Below are 20,101 nucleotides of genomic sequence, written 5' to 3'. Positions count from 1 at the left end.
CAACGGTCAGATGTAGGGCGCGTCACGCTGCGTGCGGACGCGTGCACCGGCTCACCGGACGCCCCCGGCGCCCGCCGGGGCGCGTTCCGCGCCCGCGTCACACGGCGGCGCCCAGGGCGGCGATCACGTCCGCCTTGCGCGGCATCCCGGCGGCCCGCCGCACGATCCGGCCGGCCGCGTCCAGGACCAGTACGGTCGGGGTCTTCTCGATGCCCAGGGCCCGTACGAGGTCCAAGTTCTTCTCCGCATCGATCTCGATGTGCCGGACGCCCCCGACTATGGCCGCCACCTCGTCCAGGATCCGCCGGGTGGCCCGGCAAGGCTGGCAGAAGGCGCTAGAGAACTGCACGAGCGTGGCCCGCTCCCCCGGCTCGGTTCCCAGTTCGGCGATGCCCAGCCGGCCGTCGCCCCGGCCCGCGGCCTCGGCCTCGCCCGCGGTCCCGTCCGCGGTGCCGTCCGCGCCCTCGTCCCGCTCGCCTGCGCGCACCCGCGTCCCCGTCTCAGCCGTCGCCTGGCCCGTACGGGCGCTCGTCCATCATCCCGGTACGGTCGTACGCTGATCGGAGCGCCCCGCGGACCCTCCGCATTCCCGGCGTGACGAGAATCTCGCCGGGCACGGGCCTCTGGGCTGGCCTGCGGCTCCCGTATGGGGCACGATCCCCATGGCCGCGTACCTACGCTGCCGTAACTTCCGGCCGGGAGCACCTCCAGGCAGAAAGCGGGGTCTCCCCACCATGGCTGAGCTCGTCTACCCCCCGGTTATCGGTGCCGCGCACACCCTCTTCCGTGCGCTCGACGTCCGCATCGACATGAAGGGGACCGAGAACATCCCGCGCAAGGGCGGGGCCGTTCTGGTGTCGAACCACATCGGCTACCTCGACTTCATCTTCGCCGGGCTGACCGCGCGCCCGCAGAAGCGGCTCGTCCGTTTCATGGCGAAGGAGTCGGTGTTCCGGCACAAGGTGTCCGGTCCGCTGATGCGCGCGATGAAGCACATCCCGGTGGACCGCGCCCAGGGCGAGACGGCCTACCAGCACGCGCTCGACTCGCTGCGCTCCGGCGAGATCATCGGCGTGTTCCCGGAGGCGACGATCTCCCAGTCCTTCACGCTCAAAAGCTTCAAGTCCGGTGCGGCGCGCATGGCCCAGGAAGCCGGTGTCCCGCTGATCCCGGTGGCCCTGTGGGGGACGCAGCGGATGTGGACCAAGGGCCGCCCCAAGGACCTCAAGCGCAGCCACATCCCGGTGACGATGCGCGTGGGCGAGCCGCTGGAGGCGCCCTCCGACCAGTACGCCGGCGCCATCACCCGCCGGTTGCGCGAGCGGGTGCAGGAGCTGCTGGACGCCGCCCAGGCCGCCTACCCGGCCAAGCCCAAGGGCACCGAGGACTCCTGGTGGCTGCCGGCCCACCTCGGCGGCACCGCGCCGACCCCGGCCCAGGTCAAGGAAGCCGGCTGAGGCCTGCCGGGACGTACTGAGCCCTGTGGCAGACCGCGGCCCCGCCCATCGGGCGGGGCCGTGGTCCTGCGTCGGGAGTGCGTGCGTCAGTTCGGGTTCTCCGCGTGGGTCAGCGTCTCCCACGCCTCGAAGTGGTTCTCGGTGCCGGCCGGGCGGCGGCCCTCGGTGAGCCGGCGGGTGTTCTCCATCGTGACGCCGAGCCGGGTGTGCAGGGCGTTGTAGCCGACCTCGGTGGCCGGACCCAGCCCCTTGGTGAGGCTCCCGCCGCACAGCCAGGAGGGCACGGCCTCACCGAGTTCGTACTTGGCGTGGAAGCCCAGCGCGTGGCGGAACCGGTCCTTGAACTCCGGGTACAGGTCGCGCCCTTGGATGCGCGAGGTCTCGGCCACGTGCAGTGCCGCCGCGATGCCCATGCCGGTGTGGCCGAAGTCCCGGCAGGTCTCCTGGGCCAGACCGTCCACGAAGGTGCTCTGGCCGTGCCAGTAGTCGATCAGCTCGCTCCTGGTGTCGATGGTGGAGCGCGGCGGGTACTTCGGCTGCGGCCCGTCGGAGGCCAGGTAGAAGTAGGCGGGCACCCGGCCGAGGTAAATCGCCAGCGCCTTGTCGTAGCTCGCGCGGTCGTCGAGGTGGACGGAGATGCCGACGGCGGCGTCCATCATGATCAGTTCCCAGTTGCCGTTGCTGTTCGGCTTCCCGCCGATGACCTCGGGCAGGTAGACGTCGCGCAGCATCGTGGCGAAGCGCCCCTGGTTGGGCCAGCCGCCGGTGTAGGTGTGCTTGACGATCTCGGCGGCGCGCGGCCAGGTGGAGCCCGCCCAGCCGCTCTGCAGCGGGGCGTTGCTGTTGGTGTGGTCCTTGATCCGCGCGGACCAGGCGTCCATCAGCTCGATCGACTTCTTCGCGTACCGGGTGTCGCGGGTGATGTACCAGGCGAGCGCGTCGGTGTACGCGGCTATGGCGTCCTCCCGCTCGTCGGTGCAGCCGAGGTTGGGGTTGGAGTAGGAGCCGCATTCGACGATCTCGCGCGGCTTGGGCGTCCGGGACAGCGACCCGTACCGGCTCGCGAGCATGTCGTCGAAGGCCGCTTTCCACGGCTGCTGCCCGGCCTGCACCTTGGCCCGTACGAAGTCCAGCTGGGCGCGGCTGTTCAGGACTCCGGGGTGGGCGAAGGCCGTGGGGGCGGCGGCGAGTGCGGCAGGGGTGTTCGGGGTGTCGCGGGTGACGGCGGCGGAGGTGGGGGCGAGGGTCAGCGCCGCGACCAGGCCGAGGGCCGCGGCGAGCAGCCCGGCGGGGACTCCGTAACGCATGAAGCGCCTTCCGGTCGGAGGTGGGGGGTCCGGGGTCCGTGGGGGGATCCTGCGGCCGAAGATACTCATGCGCATGCCAAGCTGACAACGATGTCAGACAGGAAAGTTTCCTATTGACCGAAAACCGCGATCCTTTCGCGCTACACCCGTATGGCGTAACCTCGCACCCCTCTGCCACGTCACCTGGCGAAAGGGGCCGGGATGCCGGGGCTCGGACGGTACTTGGCCGCCGCACTGGCGGCTCGCTTCGCCTCCGAGGGCATGGGCATGGCCGTCGTACTGCTCGCCCTCCAGCGGACCGGGAGCGCCGCCCACGGCGCGTTCGTCCTGACCGCCTGGCTGGCCCCGCACGTGCTCGCGGCTCCCCTCGCGGGCGCCGCCGCGGCCAGGTCGCGCCGCCCCCGCCTCTTCCACGTCGGCGCCCTGGCGGGATTCACCACGGCCGTGGCGGCACTCGCGTTCCTGCTCGGGCGGGCTCCGACGCCGGTGGTGCTCGCGGTGGCGGTGCTCGGCGGCTCCTGCGGACCGATGGTGACGGGCGGGCTGTCGAGCCTGGTGGCGGGGCTGGTCCCGCCCGGTCCCGCTCGGGACCGGGCGTACGGCTGGGACGCGTCGACCTACAACGGCGCCGCGGTCACCGCTCCGGCGGCCGTCAGCCTGGTCGCGGCCTTCGGCTCGGCCGGGCCGGCGATGGTCCTCCTCGCCGCTTCCGGCGCACTGGCCGCGGGCCTGGCGGCGACCCTCCCCTACGCGCACCCCGGCCGGGGGCCCGCCCCGGGCGCACCCCGGGCCGGACTGGGTTCCGGACTGGCCGCCCTGTGGCGGGTCCGGGAGCTGCGGGCCGTCACCTCGGCCACGACCCTGGCCTTCGTGGGCATCGGGGCACTCACCACGACTGCGGTGCTCCTGGCCACCACGCTCGGCAGTCCGGGAGGCGGCGGGGTGCTCATGACCGCCTTCGCCCTGGGCGCCCTGACCGGCTCCCTGACCCTGGGCCGGATCACGTCCGTGCCGCCCGGCCGGCTGGCCCGCTGGGCCATGGCGGCGACCGGGGTGGCGCTGACGGCTGCCGCCTTCACCCCGTCCGTCACCTTCACGGCGGTGGCGTTCGCGGCCGCCGGGGTGTGCGACGGCCCGCTGCTGACGGCCACCCTGCGCATCCGCTCGGAGTTCGCACCCGAAGAGGCCCGGACCCAGGTGTTCACCCTCGGCGCCGGGCTGAAGGTGACGGCCGCGTCGACGGGCGCCGCGCTCGTGGGGCTCGCGGCCGCCGCACCGCCCTGGATCCTGGTGCTCGCGATCGCCGCCCTGCAACTGGCCGCGGCCCTGCTGCACACCGCGGTGGCGGCACACGGCCCCGCCCGGGCCGCGGACCCGGGCAGGGTCGCGGCCTCGGGCCCGCCGGCTGCCGAGCCGCCGGCTGCCGAGCCGTCGACCGCGGGGCCGTCGACACCAGGGCCGTCGACCACAGCCCCGTCCGCCAAAGGTCAGCCGACTACAGGCCCGTCGGCAGGTTCCGCCACAACTGCGCCCGGTCCACGGACTCCTGGAGCGCCTTGAGCGGCGCCGGGTGCGCAGCCGCGTACAGCCCGGGGTAGTCGATCTCGCCGAGCTCCGGGCGGACGGGGAAGGCGAGTTGTTCGTGGTCCAGGGTGAACTGGGCGTCCACGCCGGGCTTGTTGCCCCGGGGGTCCACCCGGGACCAGTCCTCGCTGCCGGGCAGGCGCAGCGCGACGAGGCCGTGGAGGACGGGGTTCGATCCGTCGTCGTCGCCCAGGAGCTGGTAGCAGAGGCCGGCCGGGATGCCGCGGTTGCGCAGCAGCGCGGTCAGCGCGTGGGCTTTGGCGTAGCAGATGCCGTTGCGCGTCGCCACGACGTCGGAGGCGCGCCAGGAGACGCGGTCGTCCCCGGAGTCGGCGGAGTGCGGGATGGTGTCGCGGACGAACTCGAAGGCCGCTTTGGCGTATGAATATGCGTCGCCCGTGGCCGTCCACAGTGCGTCGGCGGTCTCGTCGACCAGTGGATGGTCGTGGTCGACCACGTCATCGGCCGCCAGATAGGCGGCAACGTCGGAATGCTCCTGGATCAGTTCCATGATCCAGGAGCATACTCATGCATCCGACTGCATGCCTATAGATTTATGCCGCTAGCGTGCGAGCTCTTCCTTCAACGCCTGGAGGAAGCCGTCGACGTCCTCTTCCTGGGTGTCGTAGCTGCACATCCACCGGACGTCGCCCGCGATCTCGTCCCAGAAGTAGAAGCGGTAGCGCTCCTGCAGCCGCCGCGAGACCTCGTGCGGGAGCCGCGCGAACACGGCGTTCGCCTGCACCGGGTAGAGGATCTCCACGCCGTCGGTCTCGCGCACCCCGGCCGCCAGCCGCTGCGCCATCGCGTTGGCGTGGCGGGCGTTGCGCAGCCACAGGTCCTTCGCGAGGAGCGCTTCGAGCTGCACCGACACGAAGCGCATCTTCGAGGCGAGCTGCATCGACATCTTGCGGATGTGCTTCATCTGCCGGACGGAGTCCGGGTTCAGCACGACGACGGCTTCGCCGCCCATCATCCCGTTCTTGGTGCCGCCGAAGGACAGCACGTCCACGCCGACCGCGTTCGTGAAGGCGCGCATCGGCACGTCGAGCGAGGCCGCGGCGTTGGCTATGCGGGCACCGTCGAGGTGGACCTTCATGCCCTTGCCGTGCGCGTGCTCGACGATGGCCCTGATCTCGTCCACGGTGTAGACCGTGCCGAGCTCGCTGTTCTGGGTGATCGAGACGACCTGCGGCATCGCCCGGTGCTCGTCCTCCCAGCCCCAGGCCTGCCGGTCGATGAGCTCGGGGGTGAGCTTGCCGTCCGGGGTGGGGACGGTGAGCAGCTTGAGGCCCGCCATCCGCTCGGGCGCGCCGCCCTCGTCGACGTTGATGTGCGCCGATTCGGCGCAGACCACGGCGCCCCAGCGGTCGGTGAGGGCCTGCAGGGCCGTCACGTTGGCCCCGGTGCCGTTGAAGACCGGGAACGCCTCGGCGTGCGCGCCGAAGTGGCCGCGGAAGACGGACTGCAGGTGTTCGGTGTACTCGTCGTCGCCGTAGGAGACCTGGTGCCCTCCGTTGGCCAGCGCGATGGCTGCCAGGACCTCGGGGTGCACTCCGGCGTAGTTGTCGCTCGCGAAACCGCGCACCGCCGGGTCGTGGTGCCGGCGGGCGTCGGTCTTCGCCGCGGACTTGCGTATCGCGGTCTTCACGACACCGGTCTTCACGGTTGGGGGGTGAGCCACAGGCGCTGTCCGTTCACATCGGTGGCGGGCCGCTCCCAGACGCCGGCGATGGCCTCGGCCAGCTCCTTGACGTCGGTGAAGCCCGCGAACTTCGCAGTGGGACGCTCGGCGCGCATCGCGTCGTGCACCAATGCCTTGATCACCAGGATCGCAGCCGCGGCGCCCGGACCGTCCTCGCCACCCGCCTTGCGGAAGGAATCCGCCATCGCGAGGGTCCAGGCCTCGGCAGCCGCCTTGCCCGCGTTGTACGCGGCGTTGTTGGCGACCGGCTTGTGCGCACCGGACTGGCTGACCAGGACGTAGCGGCCGCGGTCGCTGCGCAGCAGCCCGTCGTGGAAGGCGAGCGAGGTGTGCTGGACCGTGCGGATGAGGAGCTTCTCCAGGAAGGCCCAGTCCGCGAGGTCGGTGTCCGTGAAGGTGGTGCTGCCGCGCCAGCCGCCGACGAGGTGGACCAGGCCGTCGATGCGGCCGAACTCCTTCTCGGTCTGCTCGGCCCAGGCCTTGGTGGCGTCCAGGTCGAGCAGGTCGACGGTGTCACCGGTGATGGTGGCGCCACCGTGGGCGTAGCGCGCGGCGTCCACCGCTTCCGCGAGGCGGGCCGCGTCGGCGTCGGAGGCGACGACCACGGCTCCCGCCTCGGCGAGGCGGAGCAGGGTGGCACGGCCCGCGGGCCCGCCGGCCCCCGCCACCGCCACTACCGCCCCGTGGAGCTTCCCGTTTCCGTTACCGGAGCCGTTCATCTGTGCAGCCTCCTGTGGGCGAGCGCTCACGCGGCGACCCGCGCAGCGGTCTCGCGGTCCGCGGCGTTCCCTGCCGTGATGCCCTTGGTCGAGGCGATCACGCCCTTGAGCTTCTTGGCCAGGGCCTCATAGAACATGCTCAGCGGAAACTCGTCCGGAAGCACGTCGTCCACGAGCTTGCGCGGCGGCTGCGTCAGGTCCAGGGCGTCGGGGCCCTTGGCCCACTTGGACCCCGGGTGGGGGGCGAGGTACTCGGCGACCAGGTCGTACGCCTTGAACCAGTGGACGAGCTTCGGGCGGTCGATGCCGGCCCGGTAGAGGTCCTCGATCTCGGCACACAGCTGGTTGGTGACCTGCGGGGCGCGCATCCAGTCGATCTTCAGCTTGTTGTCCGTCCAGCGCACGACGTCGTGCTTGTGGAGGTACGCGAAGAGGAGCTGGCCGCCGAGGCCGTCGTAGTTCCGGTTGCGGTCGCCGGACACCGGGAAGCGGAACATCCGGTCGAAGAGGACGGCGTACTGCACGTCGCGGCCGTGCTCGTTGCCCTCGGACTCCAGCTTCACGGCCTCCTTGAAGGCGGTGAGGTCACAGCGCAGCTCCTCCAGGCCGTACATCCAGAACGGCTGGCGCTGCTTGATCATGAAGGGGTCGAACGGCAGGTCGCCGTGGCTGTGGGTGCGGTCGTGGACCATGTCCCACAGGACGAAGGCCTTCTCGCAGCGCTCCTGGTCCTCGACCATCCGGGCGATGTCCTCGGGCAGCTCGATGCCCAGGATGTCCACGGCGGCCTCGGTGACCTTGCGGTAGCGGGCGGCCTCACGGTCGCAGAAGATGCCGCCCCAGGTGAAGCGCTCGGGGGCCTCGCGCACCGCGATGGTCTCCGGGAAGAGCACGGCGGAGTGCGTGTCGTAGCCCGGGGTGAAGTCCTCGAAGGTGATGCCGAGGAAGAGCGGGTTGTCGTACCGGGTGCGCTCCAGCTCGGAGAGCCACTCGGGCCACACCATCTTCAGCACGACGGCCTCGAGGTTGCGGTCCGGGTTGCCGTTCTGCGTGTACATCGGGAAGACCACGAGGTGCTGGAGCCCGTCGGCGCGCTCGGCGGCCGGGGCGAAGGCCAGCAGGGAGTCGAGGAAGTCGGGCACGCCGAAGCCGCCGTCGGCCCACTTGCGCAGGTCGCCGATGAGGGCACGGTGGTACGCGGCGCCGTGCGGGAGCAGCGGCGACAGCGCCTCGATGCCCTCGATCACGCGCTCGACCGCGACCGGGGCGGCTCCGCGGATGTGCGACCCCTCGATCTCGAAGTCGATGGAGCCGTCGGCCGACTGCCAGGGCCGGATCTCCTCCACGGCGGCCTTGAGCTCGGGCCACGCCGGGTGGTCGACCACCCGTACACCAGCGGTTATCACGGCACCGCCGATGCCCGGCACAAGAGTTTCCGTCATGTCACTTCCTCCACAGGAGAACCTCACGTCGGCACAGCGTAAACGGGTGAGGCTCTCCCACTCAAGAGGAGATCCGGGAAATTATCCTGCGTCACCCCCCACTTCACCGGAAGTCTTCCCGTTCTTATGCACGGAATTGATGACTCCGCCCAGTCGCGCCAAGGCCTGACGGGCCTCGGGGAGCACTCCGGCCAGCGCGAGGAACCCGTGGAACATTCCGGGGTGCGAGTCAAGGGCCGAACGGACCCCGGCCCCGAGCAGCCGGTAGTGGTACGCCATCCCCTCGTCCCGCAGCGGATCGCAGCCGGCGACCACCACGTACGCGGGCGGCAGCCCGCGCGGGTCCCCGGCGAGCGGGGAGGCCAGCGGATCGCCGCCGTCGCCGCCGGGGCCGAGGTACTGCTCCCAGAACCAGCGCAGGTGCGCCGCGGTCAGGAAGTAGCCCTCGGCGTTGCTCCGGTAGGACCCGGTGTCCCGGGCGGCGTCCAGGCACGGGTAGATCAGCACCTGGAGCGCGACGGCGGGGCCCCCGCAGTCGCGCGCCAGCCGGCAGGAGGCGGCGGCGAGGTTCCCGCCGGCACTGTCGCCTGCCACGACCAGGGCGTCCGGGTCCCCGCCGAGCTCGTCGAGGTGTGCGCCGGCCCAGCACAGGGCGGCGTAGGCGTCGTGGACGGCGGCGGGGAAGCGGGCCTCGGGCGCCCGCCGGTAGTCCACGGAGACCAGGACGGCGCCGGAGGCCCGGCAGAGCGCCCGCGCGGTGGCGTCGTAGCTGTCGAGGTCACCCAGGACCCAGCCGCCGCCGTGGCAGAACACCACGGTCGGCCGGGAGCCCGGCCACCGCTCCGGGTCGGGGTAGTAGACGCGCACCGGGACCGGCGGCGCCCCGGCCGGCCCGGGGACCTCCCGGTCTTCCACGGCGCCCACGACGGCCGGCCGGGCCGTCGCGGGCACGGCGGCGAGGATCCGGCGGGCCTCGTCGGCGTCGGTGACGCGCCCCCCGAGGTCGGGGAAGAGGGAGGCCAGCGCGTCGGCGTAGGGCCGGGCGGCGGGATCGAGCCGGTCGGCCCGGTCCGCCCCGCCGGCCCGGTCCGCCCCGCCGGCCCGGTCCGCCCCGCCGGCCTTAGCAGCCCCAGTAGTCACATCCGTCACGGCTGCAACCCCCTACGCCCGCTGGTGCGCGAAGTGCGGGATGACCTTCTCGCCCCACTGCCGCAGGGTCTCCAGGCAGGCCTCCTGCGGCACGGTGCCCATCTGGATCAGGCACATGATCTCGTCGGCCCCCGCGTCCCGCAGCCGCTCCACGTACGCGATCGCCTCGTCGGCGCTCCCGTAGGCGTGGTCCGCGTTGAAGGTGGCCGTGGCGGTGGGCCGTACCGGGATGTCCTGCTCGTGCAGCCGGGCCACCACCTGCTCGGCCGCCCTGCGCATCTCCGCCCCCTCGTCGGCGCCCGCGACCACCGCCTCGTCCGGCACCCCCGCCCCGCCGTACCAGTGACCGATGGACTGCGCGAAGAACCGCTGCCCCCGGATCCCGATCCGGCGGGCCTCCTCGGGGTCGTCGAGCACGATCGTCGGGCAGAGCACCGAGAAGTGGTCGTTGACGGCCGTCGAGACGAAGCGGCCGCCGTCCCGGCCGGCGATCGCCGCGTCGTAGACCGAGCGCATCCCCGCGATGGACCCGGGCCCGGCGAATCCCATCACCAACGCCCCCACGCCCAGTTCCGCGGCCTGCACCAGGGTCTCGGCCCGGCTGCACGCGAGGAACAACGGCGGATGGGGCCGCTGGCTCGGCCGCGGCAGGATGGGGTGCGGATCGATGTCGATGAGCTCCCCGTGGTACTCCAGCTCCTCCTCCTGCCAGGCCTTCCCGATGATCCGCAGCGCCTCCTCCACCTCCGCCGTGGTGCGGTCCCTGTCCACCCCGCACAGCGAGGTCTCCTGCACGGTGCCGCCCCGCCCGGCTCCGAGGTCGACACGCCCGCCGGACAGCAGGTCGAGCATCGCGGCCCGCTCGGCGACCCGGACGGGATGGTTGAAGGCGAAGGGCATGCACACGACCCCGTGCCCGATGCGTATGGTGTTGGTCCGGGCCGCCACCCAGGTCAGGAAGATCTCGGGAGCGGACATATGGGCGTACCACTTCAAGGAGTGGTGCTCCACGGCCCAGATCCGGTCGAACCCCATCTGCTCGGCGAGCACGGCCTGCTCGACGCAGTCCCGGATGACCTGGTGCTCCCGTTCCACGGTCGGGTCGGCGAGCTGAGCTTCGAAGATCACGGAGAATTTCACGGTGCCTCCAGGGTTGCGTCCCGTACCCGGTCTCACTTCAATTCGGAATATGACTAGTAGTCAGAAGCCGAAGAAGCAAGAGCTTCCGCCGACCGCGTGGGCGGTACTCGGTCTGCTGTCCTTCCCCGGGGAGCGGACCGGCTACGAGCTGAAGAAGTGGGCGGACTCCTCGCTGCGCTTCTTCTACTGGTCCCCGGCCATCAGCCAGATCTACGCCGAACTGCGCCGCCTGGAGGAGCTCGGCTACGCGGCCTCCGTGCGCTCGGGACCCGAAGAGGCGCGGGCCAAGCGCCGCTACGGCATCACCCCCGCCGGGCGCGAGGCACTGGCAGGCTGGGCCTCCGACGTCTCCGAGGCGGGCCCCCCGGTGCTCAAGCACGGTCTGCTGCTGCGGGTCTGGCTCGGGCACCTGGCCGAGCCCGAGCGGCTGCGCGGGATGGTGACGGAGCATCTGGAGCGCACCACCGAGGAGTTGACCTCCGTACGGGAGGCCATGGCGCACGCGGCCGCCGAGCCGGACTGGGCGTTCCCGGTCCTCGCGCTGCGCTGGAGCGAGCGCCAGCACCTGGCCGAACTGGAGCTGACCCGGGCGCTGCTGGCGGACCTGGAAGGGCTGGGCGGGCAGGAACGTCAAGCCGGTGGGGACGCGCCCACCACCGGGTGACCGCGCACGCCGCGCCGGGGGCTCCCCAGCCCCCGGCAAGCCCGTCGGGAAGCGGCCGGACGGCGTTGCGGAGCCCCCGCAAAGGCGGTTTCATCGCATGCGGGGCGCACTAGCATGCGCCTCTACATCGCGCGCGGCCGGTCGGGACACCGCGACCGCGCGGGGAGCCGCCGTCGACGGAAGCGAGAGAACCTTGACTTTCCTCACCATCGGGCACCGCGGGGTCATGGGTGTCGAACCGGAGAACACCTTGCGCTCGTTCGTCCGCGCGGAACGTTCCGGCATGGACGTCGTCGCGCTGGACGTGCGGCTCAGCAAGGACGGCGCCCTCGTCGTCCTGCACGACGCCGAGGTGGACCGGACCACCGACGGTTCGGGAGCGGTGGCCGATCTGACCCTGGCCGAACTGCGCGGGCTGGACGCCGGAGGGGGCGAGCACGTGCCGGTCCTGGACGAGGTCGTCGACGCGGTCCGCGCCCCGCTCCGGATCCAGGTCCACGACCTCGCCGCCGTCGGGACGTTCGCGGAGCTCCTGCTGCGCCGCGATCTGACCGGCCGGGTGGAAGTGGCGTCCTTCCGCGACGAGGTGCTCGTGGAGGCGGCCCGGCTGGTGCCGGGCGTACGGACCGTGCTCTACGCGAACCAGACCCCGGCCGACGCCGGGGAGGTCGTCGCCCGGGCCGCCCTGGCGGGCGCGGAGACGGTGGCCCTCAACATCGGCCACCTCACCCTGCACACCGTGGAGGCGGCCCACGAGGCCGGGCTGCGCGTGACGGGATGGACGGTCAACACGCTGGAGCGGCTGCGGCTGGCGCGGGCCCTCGAACTCGACGGCGTGCTCACCGACTTCCCCGAGATCCGCTCCACGGGCCGCTTCACCGCCTGAGGACCCCGCGCGGCGGACGGCGGGCCGGCGGCCGGGCCCGCGGGTACCACCGCGCCCCGCCCCGTCCGCCGCCGCCGCGACTACAGCGTCTTGACGAGCAGCTCGAAGGCCAGGTCGTCGCGGAGCGGAACGCCGAACCGCTCGTCCCCGTAGGGGAAGGGGCTCAGCTCGCCGGTGCGCTCGTAACCGCGGCGCACGTAGAAGGCGATGAGCTCCTCCCGTACGGTGATCACGGTCATCCGCATCTCCTTGGCCTCCCACTGCTCGCGGGCGCGGCGCTCCGCCTCCAGCATGACCGCCTTGCCCAGCCCGTCGCCCTGCCGGCCGGGGCGGACCGCGAACAGGCCGAAGTAGACGTGGTCACCGCGGTGTTCGAGGTGGCAGCAGGAGACGATCTCGCCATCGCGCTCCGCCACGAGGAGCAGGCCCGTGGGCTGTGCGGCGATCCGGGCCGCCACGTCCTCGGCGTCGGTCCGCTGTCCGTCGAGGAAGTCCGCCTCGGTGGTCCAGCCCCCGCGGCTCGAGTCTCCCCGGTACGCCGATTCCACGAGCGCCACGAGCGCCGGGACGTCCGCCTCCACGGCAGTGCGGTAGGTCAAGGCGTGGGGGGCGGCGCTCGGCATGGAGGGCTCCGTTCTGCGCGAGGTCTGGGACGTGCGTCTTCCGGTTGTCCCACAGAGCCTAACCTCGCCCGGCGTGATGGCCGTGTGAAGGGGGCATCTCTTCCGGTGAAGCCGACGAACCGGGAGGTTCCGCCGTGCACGGTCCCGCCACGTCCCTCTCCACCTCCGTCTCCGCCTGGCTCCTCGTCCTGCTCTGTGCGGTGAGCGGGGCGTACTGTCTGCGGCGCGCGGGGAGAGCCGGCGGCGGCCCGGCTGCCGGGGAGGCGGCGATGGGGTTCGGCATGGCCCTGATGGCAGTGCCGCTGCGGCTGGGCGGCGACTGGCAGGCGCCCGTGCTGGGCGCGGTCTTCTGCGCGGCGGCACTGCACGCGGTGTGGCTGCTGCGCGGCGGCCCGCACCACGCGCACCATCTGGTGGGCTCGCTCACCATGGTCTACATGGCGCTGGCCGCCGGTACCGGCGCGGGCGCCGCGCCGGGGTCCGCCGGCCACGCCCACGGGCAGGGCGCCGGGCTGCCGCTGCTCACCGGCCTGCTGCTCCTCTACTACGCCGGGTACGTGGTGCTGGGCGGCGCCCGGCTGGTCACCGTCGGCGCCGCGGGGGCCGGCGGAGCGCCCGCCGGACCGGCGGAGGTGATCCGGGCCTGCCGACTGGCCATGGGAATCGGGATGTTGGCGATGCTGCTCACGATGTGAGGACGCGGGCGGGGCAAACGTGTCCTGCGTCACCCTTGGCCCGGACCATACCCGCAGGTAGCCGCTCGCTCCTAGGCTGAGGCCCATGATGGTCCCCGCCGTTCTCCTGCTGCTCGGCGCCCTGACCGGGGTGCTCGCACCCCGCCTGCTGGCCCGGGCCCAATGGCCCGAGCACGAACCCGTCGTGGCCCTGTGGGTGTGGCAGTGCGTGGTCGGCGCCGTCCTGCTGTGCTTCGCGCTGTCGATGCTGCTGAGCGCGGCCGCCGCCTGGCAGGCCGTACGGGGCAGGCTGTTCGCCACGGCTCCGCACGGCGTGGTCGACGCCTACGCGCTGGACGCCGCGGGCGGGCTCTGGGCCGCGGGCACCGCCGTCGCGCTGGCGGGCGGCGGGCTGTGGACCGGAGCGATGCTGGCCCGGGAGATCCTGCGGGCCCGTGCCCGGCGGCGTGCGCAGGGCGCCGAACTGCTGCTGCGGGCCCCGCTGTTGCCCGGCGAGCAGGCCACCGGGGCACGGCTCGTGGTGCTGGAGGGGCAGCGGCCCGACAGCTGGTGGCTGCCGGGTCCGGTCCCGCAGCTGGTGGTCACGACGGCGGCGCTGGGCCGTCTCAAGGGGAGTCAGCTGGACGCCGTACTGGCCCACGAGCAGGGGCACGCGGCGGCCCGGCACGACTGGCTGCTGCACTGCTCGCGGGCGCTGTCCGGGGGGTTCCCGCAGGTCCCGGTCTTCGCCGCGTTCGAGGCGCAGATGCACCGGCTGGTGGAGCTGGCGGCCGACGACGTGGCCTCGCGCCGGTACGGGCGCCTGACCACGGCCCTGGCCCTGATCGGCCTGAACGAGGACCGCGGGATCTTCGGCCCGTCCCCCGCCCCGCACGCGCACGTCCCCGAACGGGTCCGGCGGCTGCTGGCGGCGGCGCCGCGCCTGTCGGCCGTGCGCCGGATGCGCCTGACGGCCCTGGCGATGCTGGCTCCGGCGGTTCCGGTACTGGTGGCCTTCGGACCGGGACTCAGCGCGCTGAGCTAGGCCGGGCCTCGATGGGCAGTCGCCCTTGCGGGGCATCGACGCCGCCGGATGCGAGGATCGGCGGATGCGGAACGCCCACGTACGGTTGCCGGCCCCACGGGCGGGCGTGCCGTGCGCCGTGGCTCTCGCCGCGCTCGCGTCGCTCGCGGCTCTCGTACTGACGGTCCTGGTAGCCACCGGCTGGGCTCCGCTGCTGTCCTTCGACGGCCGGATCGCGCGGGCTCTGCACTCCTACGCCGTTTCCCATACCGGGGTCACCGGGCTGGTGCGGGTGCTCAGCGACTGGGTCTGGGACCCGTGGACCATGCGGGCCCTGGCGGGCGCGGCCTGCCTGCGGCTGTGGTGGCGGGGCAACGGCCGGTGCGCGCTGCGGATCGCCCTGGCCACCCTCGCGGCCTCGGCGGTGAGCCAGGGGCTGAAGGTCTGGGTGGGACGGGAGCGGCCGGTTTGGCCGGATCCCGTCGTCTCCGCGGACTACGCCGCCTATCCGTCGGGGCACGCCATGACGGCGATGGTGGTCTGCGGCCTGCTCGTGTGGCTGGTCGCGCGCGGGCCGGCGCGGCCGTTCTCCGACCGGGGATCCCGCTCGTCCTCCCGCCCGCTCTCCCAGTCGTCCTCCCGCCCGCCCGGGCGGTCACGCGCGGCCGTGGCGCTGTTCCTGGCCGCGGTCTCGGTCCTCGGGGTCGGCTTCACCCGGATCTACCTGGGCGTCCACTGGTTCTCGGACGTCCTGGGGGGCTGGTTGCTCGGTGCGGTGATCGTGGCGCTCGCGGTCTCGGACGGTGCCTGCTCTGGGCGATCCCCCGTGTCGCCCAGAGCAGGCGGTCCGGCGCGCTGAGTATACTGGCCCCGAGCCAGTCAACGCAGGAGCAAGCATGTCCCCGCGCAGCGCATCGGTCAATGAAGAATTGCGCAGGCGTTCCCGGGAGCGGCTGCTGCAAGCCACGGTCGAGCTCGTCGGGGAGCGCGGCTTCGAGGCCACCACCCTCGGCGACATCGCCGACCGGGCGGGAGCCGCCCGCGGTCTGGTGTCCTACTACTTCCCGGGCAAGCGCCAGCTGCTGCAGTCCGCCGTGCACCGGCTGATGCACCTCACGCTGGAGGCGGCGCTGGAGCGGGAGCCCCGGCCGGCTGGACCCGATGCGGGCAGGGAGCACCTGGCCCGGGCCATCGACGCGATCCTCGGGCTGGCCATGGACCGGCCCCGGCTGATGCGGACCCATATGGCGGGGATCCTGCAGGCGGAGGGTTTCGTCCAGTGCGCCGAGCAGCAGCGGCTCGCGGAGCTGCTGCGGGACACCGTCGGCCGGTACGGAGCGGCGGACGTGGACACCGACTATCCGCTGCTGCGGGCGCTGCTGATGGGCGCGGTGGTGGCGGTGCTGCTGCCGGGCGCTCCGATGCCGGCCGCCCGGCTGCGGGCCGAGCTGTTCCAGCGCTACGGGCTGGACTGGGAGCTGGGTGTTCCGCCGGACGGTGGACCGCCCGGCGGAACGTTTCCCTCTCCGCGTCAGCGGTAGTCGGGCTGGGTCTGCACGTTGAGCCGGTCCAGCCACACCCACTTGGCACTGTCGGTGCGCCAGTCGTCGAGCCGCAGCACGTCGAGGCCCTTGACGATGTCGTTCGAGTAGATGTGCCCGTTGTAGTAGTACGCGGACCAGGAGCCGCCGAGGCCGAGCTTGTCGGTGGTCAGCGGGCCCCGCTCGAAGTAGGCGATCTCCTTCGGGCTGGTGGAATCGGTGAACTCCCAGACGGAGATGCCGCCCTGGTACCAGGCCTGGACCATGATGTCGCGGCCGCCGCCGACCGGGATCAGCGAGCCGTTGTGGGCCACGCAGTTCTCGGTGTCGGCCTGCATCCGCGGGATCTTGAAGTAGCTCTTGAAGACGAGCTTGCGCTGGTCGCCGCGGCCGGTGATCTCGTAGATGCCGTCGGCTCCCCGGGTGGGGCCGGTGGCCTCGTTGCAGGTGGCGCCGCCACCGCCGCCCAGCTCGTCGGTGAACACCACCTTGTTCGCCCGCTCGTTGAAGGTGGCCGAGTGCCAGAACGCGAAGTTCACGTTGTCCTGGACCCGGTCGATGACGCGCGGCTCCTCGGGCTTGCTGATGTCGAAGAGGATGCCGTCGCCCATGCAGGCGCCCGCGGCGAGGTCCTTGGAGGGCAGCACGGTGATGTCGTGGCAGCCCGTGGTCTTGGAGACGCCCGGGTTGGTGGGCGCACCCGGGTTGCCGCCGTCCGGGAAGAGGATCGGGAAGGCCACGACCGCGGCCCGCGTCGGGTTCTTCTTCGGGACCTTCACGACCGAGATGCCGTCGTGCGGCGGCTTGCAGTCGGGGAAGGCGTCGTTCGGGTTGTACGAGGAAACGTAGAGGTAGGCGTCCCGGCCGCCCGGCACCAAGGTGTGGGTGTGGGAACCGCACGGGGTCTCGACGGACTTGATGTACTTCGGGTTCTTCTTGTCCTTGATGTCGAAGATCTTGATGCCCTCCCACGAGGACTTCTCCGTGGCGGGCTGCGAGACGCTGTTGCAGGAGTCGTCGCTGCGCGAGGAGTCGGTGGACAGGAAGAGCAGGTCCCCGTCGACCGAGATGTCGTTCTGGCCGCCGGGGCAGAGCACTTCGGTGACCTTCTTCGGCGCCTTGGGGTTGCCGATGTCATAGATCACGAAGCCGTTGTAGTTGCCCGCGTAGGCGTACTTGCCCTGGAACGTCATGTCGGAGTTGATCTGGTTCGGGTCGGTGCCCGGGATGTTGGCCAGGGGTTTGATGTTCCGGCTGTGGACGATCTTGTCCTGGCCGGGGATCTCTCCGGGTGCCAACTCCCGTCCCGCGCCGGCCGCGGTGGCGGCGCTCTGCGGCGCACCCGCGCCCGGGAGCTGCAGGTCTCCCGGATCCGGGCTGGCGACCGCGGGTCCGGCCGCCAATAACGAGGTGAGGAGTCCGGCCGCGGCTGCGGCCACTCCCAGGGATCTGCGCCGCGCTCTGCTGGTGTGCATCGAGGTCACTGTGCCCTCCCATGGGTCCGATCGGTTCCGCCCGTGGTGGGAACGGAACGCGGACCCCGGCAGTATGGTCCTTTGCATGGACATGGCGAAAGTCTCACTCGGGCGAATCGTCGGAGCGGCCCTGACCCTCGGGTTCCTGCTCCCCCTCGCCGGCTGCACGGACGGCGGCGGCGCGGACGGCGCGGCGGACGGCAGACCGGCGGTGATCGCCCCCGGCAAGCCCGGCGAGAAGGCGCGAACGCTCTCCCCCGAACAGGCGGCGAAGGAACTGCCCGACGACACCCCCAACGCGGCGGACCGAGCCTACGTGCGGAACATGATCGAACACCACGGGCAGGCCCTGACCATGAGCGCCCTGGCACCCGACCGGGCCTCCGCCGAGGGGGTCAAGCGGCTCGCCGAGCGCATCGCGGCCGCACAGAAGCCCGAGATCGGCGCGATGGAGGGATGGACGGCCCGCAACCCGGCGCCCACCGCCGCCCCGGGAGGCCACGACCACGCGGCGATGCCCGGCATGGCCACCGAGCAGCAGATCGAGGAGCTGACCGCGGCCAGGGGGCCGGAGTTCGACCGGCTCTTCCTCACCCTGATGACCGCACACCACGAGGGCGCCCTGAAGATGACCGGCGAGGTCCTGGCCGCCGGCAACAACGCCGCCGTGGAGGAGATGGCCAACGAGGTGGCGGCCACGCAGAGCGCCGAGATCCACCGGATGCGCGCGATGGGCTGACGGCCCCGGCACCCGGTGTCATGCTGGGAACACCTGCGGGAGGAGCTCCGCCGTGCTTCGTATCGCCGTCGTCGGATCGGGCCCCAGCGGGGTCTACGCCGCACAGACACTCGTACAGCAACGTGAGGTGCCGGGGATCCGCGTCGACGTGTTCGACCGGCTGCCGGCTCCGTACGGGCTCGTGCGCTACGGGGTGGCCCCCGACCACGAGAAGATCAAGTCGCTTCAGGGCAGCCTGCGCACCGTACTGGAGGACGAGCGGATCCGCTTCCTCGGGAACGTCGAGGTCGGCGGGGACGCCCTGCCCACCGCGCGGCTGCTGGAGCTGTACCACGCGGTGGTCTACTGCGTCGGCGCGGCCCGGGACCGGATGCTCGGCATCCCCGGCGAGGACCTCGTCGGGGTGCATTCCGCCACGGCCTTCGTCTCCTGGTACAGCGGCCATCCGGACGCCGCGGCCGAGGCCTTCGGGCTGCCCGGGGTGGATTCGGCGATCGTGGTCGGCGCCGGGAACGTGGCGGTCGACGTCACGCGGATCCTGGCCCGGGGCGTACCGGAGCTGGCCCCCACCGATATGCCGCAGCCGGCCCTGGGGGCGCTCGGCGCCAGCGGGGTGCGCGCGGTCCACATGGTGGCCCGGCGCGGGCCCTCCCAGGGCAAGTTCACCACCAAGGAGCTGCGCGAGCTGGGCACCCTGCCGGGCGTCGACGCACTGGCCGAACCGGCGGAGCTGGCCCTCGACCCGGCGTACGCGGACCCGGGCGCGGCCCTGCCCGCCGTGAACCGGCGCAACGTGGAGGTGCTGCGCGGCTGGGCTGCGGCTCCGGCGAGCGGCGGGGACCGGCGGATCGCGCTGCGGTTCTTCCTGCGCCCGGTGGAGGTGCTCGGCGGGCCGGACGGCCGGGTCACCGGAATGCGGTTCGAGCGGACGGCCCCCGACGGCCTGGGCGGGGTCACCGGCACGGGGGTCTACGAGGACGTCCCGGCCCAGCTGGTACTGCGCTCGGTGGGATACCAGGGCGTCCCGCTGGACGGGCTGCCCTTCGACGAGCGGCGCGGTACGGTCCCGCACGCGGCGGGCCGGGTGCTCCGTGAGGGCCGCGCCTCCGTCGGCGAGTACGTGGCGGGCTGGATCAAGCGCGGCCCGACCGGGGTCATCGGAACCAACCGGCCCTGCGCGAAGGAGACGGCCTCCTCCCTGCTCCAGGACGCGGGGGCGCTGGCCCGGCGCGACCGGGAGCAGGACCCGCTGGAGGCCCTGCGCGCGGCCGGGCTGCGACCCGTCCGGTGGCCGGGGTGGCTGGCCATCGAGACGGCGGAGGCGGAGCTGGGCCGGTCCCTGGGCCGGCGTTCCGTCAAGATCCCGGACTGGGAGGGCCTGCTGGCGGCGGCGGGCGGCACCGACTGACGCGCCGGGGCGCGCACGCCTCAGCCGTCGTCGCGCGCCTGCTCGGCGGCGGCGGCCGCGAGGACGCCGTCGAGGAGCCCGGGGAAGAGCTCCGCCAGTTCGGCACGGCGCAGCCCGTTCAGCTTGGCCGTGCCGCGGTAGCACTGGCGCACGACACCGCTCTCGCGCAGGACCCGGAAGTGGTGCGTGGTCGTGGACTTGGTGACCGGGAGCTCGAAGTACGAGCAGGACAACTCGGCGTCCGTGGCCGCGAGATCACGGACGATGGACAGCCGGACCGGGTCCGAGAGGGCGTGCAGGACCCCTTCGAGCCGGATCTCGGCAGCCTCGGGGTGGGCGAGGACACGGGCCGCGTCACGTTCCGTCATGTCCGTACTCCACTCGCTGGGTGATGCCGCGCTGCCACGGTGCCGTATGCGCCTCCATCGTACGAGAACCATCGTAGGAGCGGAGCCGAACGGCGGGTGGGGGGGGGGGGGGGGGACCCCCCCCCCCCCCCCCCCCCACACAGGGTGATGGCTCTGTTTTGTTCGCGTCTGCAACCCCACTCTATGGTTGGTGTTG

Annotated in this window: 21 protein-coding genes; 10 read left to right on the top strand and 11 right to left on the bottom strand. The window is 72.4% G+C overall.

The genetic code is table 11. The features are described 5' to 3' along the window. Nucleotides 1-97: 97 nt before the first annotated feature. Nucleotides 98-397 carry a TlpA family protein disulfide reductase gene (locus ACFRU2_RS06410; protein ID WP_382969570.1) on the bottom strand — a complete coding sequence of 100 codons (300 nt, stop codon included), beginning with the start codon at nucleotides 395-397 and terminating at the stop codon, nucleotides 98-100. A 337-nt stretch (nucleotides 398-734) separates the two neighbouring features. Between ACFRU2_RS06410 and ACFRU2_RS06405 the strand changes: the two genes are divergently transcribed. Then, a complete protein-coding gene (locus ACFRU2_RS06405; protein WP_382968335.1) occupies nucleotides 735-1,457 on the top strand; it encodes a lysophospholipid acyltransferase family protein in 723 nt (240 codons plus the stop codon). Between the two features lie 86 nt (nucleotides 1,458-1,543). On the opposite strand, the gene ACFRU2_RS06400 is transcribed toward ACFRU2_RS06405, so the two are convergent. Beyond that, on the bottom strand, nucleotides 1,544-2,764 hold the full coding sequence (locus tag ACFRU2_RS06400) for an alginate lyase family protein (RefSeq protein WP_382968333.1): 1,221 nt from the start codon (nucleotides 2,762-2,764) through the stop codon (nucleotides 1,544-1,546). 201 nt (nucleotides 2,765-2,965) lie between these two features. Between ACFRU2_RS06400 and ACFRU2_RS06395 the strand changes: the two genes are divergently transcribed. Beyond that, nucleotides 2,966-4,324: an MFS transporter gene (locus ACFRU2_RS06395; RefSeq protein ID WP_382968330.1), complete on the top strand. Its 1,359-nt coding sequence runs from the start codon at nucleotides 2,966-2,968 to the stop codon at nucleotides 4,322-4,324. Here the strand turns inward: ACFRU2_RS06395 and ACFRU2_RS06390 are convergent. The 6 genes from ACFRU2_RS06390 to ACFRU2_RS06365 form a co-directional block, all read right to left on the bottom strand. Continuing rightward, nucleotides 4,260-4,859, bottom strand: a complete 600-nt coding sequence (locus ACFRU2_RS06390) for a transglutaminase family protein (RefSeq protein WP_382968327.1) — start codon at nucleotides 4,857-4,859, stop codon at nucleotides 4,260-4,262. The genes ACFRU2_RS06395 and ACFRU2_RS06390 overlap by 65 nt on opposite strands. Before the next feature lie 51 nt (nucleotides 4,860-4,910). Further along, the gene (locus tag ACFRU2_RS06385) at nucleotides 4,911-5,999 is read right to left on the bottom strand and encodes a threonine aldolase family protein (protein WP_382968325.1); all 1,089 of its coding nucleotides are present in this window, start codon (nucleotides 5,997-5,999) and stop codon (nucleotides 4,911-4,913) included. Nucleotides 6,000-6,010: 11 nt separating this feature from the next. Continuing rightward, a complete protein-coding gene (locus tag ACFRU2_RS06380; protein WP_274547446.1) occupies nucleotides 6,011-6,772 on the bottom strand; it encodes an SDR family NAD(P)-dependent oxidoreductase in 762 nt (253 codons plus the stop codon). 26 nt (nucleotides 6,773-6,798) lie between these two features. Then, the gene (locus ACFRU2_RS06375; protein WP_382968321.1) at nucleotides 6,799-8,214 is read right to left on the bottom strand and encodes a DUF6421 family protein; all 1,416 of its coding nucleotides are present in this window, start codon (nucleotides 8,212-8,214) and stop codon (nucleotides 6,799-6,801) included. An 81-nt stretch (nucleotides 8,215-8,295) separates the two neighbouring features. Next, nucleotides 8,296-9,363: an alpha/beta hydrolase gene (locus tag ACFRU2_RS06370; protein ID WP_382968320.1), complete on the bottom strand. Its 1,068-nt coding sequence runs from the start codon at nucleotides 9,361-9,363 to the stop codon at nucleotides 8,296-8,298. A 12-nt stretch (nucleotides 9,364-9,375) separates the two neighbouring features. Next, complete coding sequence (locus ACFRU2_RS06365) at nucleotides 9,376-10,503, bottom strand: LLM class flavin-dependent oxidoreductase (RefSeq protein WP_382968317.1); 1,128 nt, start codon at nucleotides 10,501-10,503, stop codon at nucleotides 9,376-9,378. A gap of 49 nt (nucleotides 10,504-10,552) precedes the next feature. Here ACFRU2_RS06365 and ACFRU2_RS06360 point away from each other — a divergent pair, with 49 nt between their 5' ends. Continuing rightward, nucleotides 10,553-11,167, top strand: a complete 615-nt coding sequence (locus tag ACFRU2_RS06360) for a PadR family transcriptional regulator (protein WP_274547450.1) — start codon at nucleotides 10,553-10,555, stop codon at nucleotides 11,165-11,167. A gap of 193 nt (nucleotides 11,168-11,360) precedes the next feature. Then, a complete protein-coding gene (locus tag ACFRU2_RS06355) occupies nucleotides 11,361-12,053 on the top strand; it encodes a glycerophosphodiester phosphodiesterase (RefSeq protein WP_382968314.1) in 693 nt (230 codons plus the stop codon). A gap of 80 nt (nucleotides 12,054-12,133) precedes the next feature. Here the strand turns inward: ACFRU2_RS06355 and ACFRU2_RS06350 are convergent, their stop codons facing one another. Further along, nucleotides 12,134-12,676, bottom strand: coding sequence for a GNAT family N-acetyltransferase (locus ACFRU2_RS06350; RefSeq protein ID WP_382968311.1), 543 nt, complete (start codon nucleotides 12,674-12,676; stop codon nucleotides 12,134-12,136). A 134-nt stretch (nucleotides 12,677-12,810) separates the two neighbouring features. On the opposite strand from ACFRU2_RS06350, the gene ACFRU2_RS06345 reads away from it, so the two are divergent. The 4 genes from ACFRU2_RS06345 (at nucleotide 12,811) to ACFRU2_RS06330 (ending at nucleotide 15,915) form a co-directional block, all read left to right on the top strand. Then, the gene (locus ACFRU2_RS06345; RefSeq protein ID WP_382968309.1) at nucleotides 12,811-13,371 is read left to right on the top strand and encodes a DUF5134 domain-containing protein; all 561 of its coding nucleotides are present in this window, start codon (nucleotides 12,811-12,813) and stop codon (nucleotides 13,369-13,371) included. Between the two features lie 85 nt (nucleotides 13,372-13,456). Then, nucleotides 13,457-14,395 carry a M56 family metallopeptidase gene (locus ACFRU2_RS06340; RefSeq protein ID WP_382968306.1) on the top strand — a complete coding sequence of 313 codons (939 nt, stop codon included), beginning with the start codon at nucleotides 13,457-13,459 and terminating at the stop codon, nucleotides 14,393-14,395. 64 nt (nucleotides 14,396-14,459) lie between these two features. Beyond that, nucleotides 14,460-15,233 carry a phosphatase PAP2 family protein gene (locus ACFRU2_RS06335; protein ID WP_382968303.1) on the top strand — a complete coding sequence of 258 codons (774 nt, stop codon included), beginning with the start codon at nucleotides 14,460-14,462 and terminating at the stop codon, nucleotides 15,231-15,233. A gap of 37 nt (nucleotides 15,234-15,270) precedes the next feature. Continuing rightward, on the top strand, nucleotides 15,271-15,915 hold the full coding sequence (locus ACFRU2_RS06330) for a TetR/AcrR family transcriptional regulator (RefSeq protein WP_382968300.1): 645 nt from the start codon (nucleotides 15,271-15,273) through the stop codon (nucleotides 15,913-15,915). Here the strand turns inward: ACFRU2_RS06330 and ACFRU2_RS06325 are convergent. Further along, nucleotides 15,906-17,390, bottom strand: coding sequence for an LVIVD repeat-containing protein (locus ACFRU2_RS06325; RefSeq protein ID WP_382968298.1), 1,485 nt, complete (start codon nucleotides 17,388-17,390; stop codon nucleotides 15,906-15,908). The two genes, ACFRU2_RS06330 and ACFRU2_RS06325, sit on opposite strands and share 10 nt — an antisense overlap. Nucleotides 17,391-17,475: 85 nt before the next feature. Between ACFRU2_RS06325 and ACFRU2_RS06320 the strand changes: the two genes are divergently transcribed. Next, a complete protein-coding gene (locus tag ACFRU2_RS06320; RefSeq protein ID WP_382968295.1) occupies nucleotides 17,476-18,129 on the top strand; it encodes a DUF305 domain-containing protein in 654 nt (217 codons plus the stop codon). A 52-nt stretch (nucleotides 18,130-18,181) separates the two neighbouring features. After that, nucleotides 18,182-19,537, top strand: a complete 1,356-nt coding sequence (locus ACFRU2_RS06315) for an FAD-dependent oxidoreductase (protein WP_382968292.1) — start codon at nucleotides 18,182-18,184, stop codon at nucleotides 19,535-19,537. 20 nt (nucleotides 19,538-19,557) lie between these two features. Here ACFRU2_RS06315 and ACFRU2_RS06310 read toward each other — a convergent pair whose 3' ends face one another. Beyond that, complete coding sequence (locus tag ACFRU2_RS06310) at nucleotides 19,558-19,905, bottom strand: ArsR/SmtB family transcription factor (protein WP_382968290.1); 348 nt, start codon at nucleotides 19,903-19,905, stop codon at nucleotides 19,558-19,560. Nucleotides 19,906-20,101 lie beyond the last annotated feature (196 nt).

The organism is Streptomyces sp. NPDC056883 (genome assembly GCF_042788835.1).
GTDB classification, from domain to species: domain Bacteria; phylum Actinomycetota; class Actinomycetes; order Streptomycetales; family Streptomycetaceae; genus Streptomyces; species Streptomyces stoeckheimensis.
Note: the sequence above shows the minus strand (reverse complement) of the source record. Positions and strands in the feature narration are given on the sequence as shown.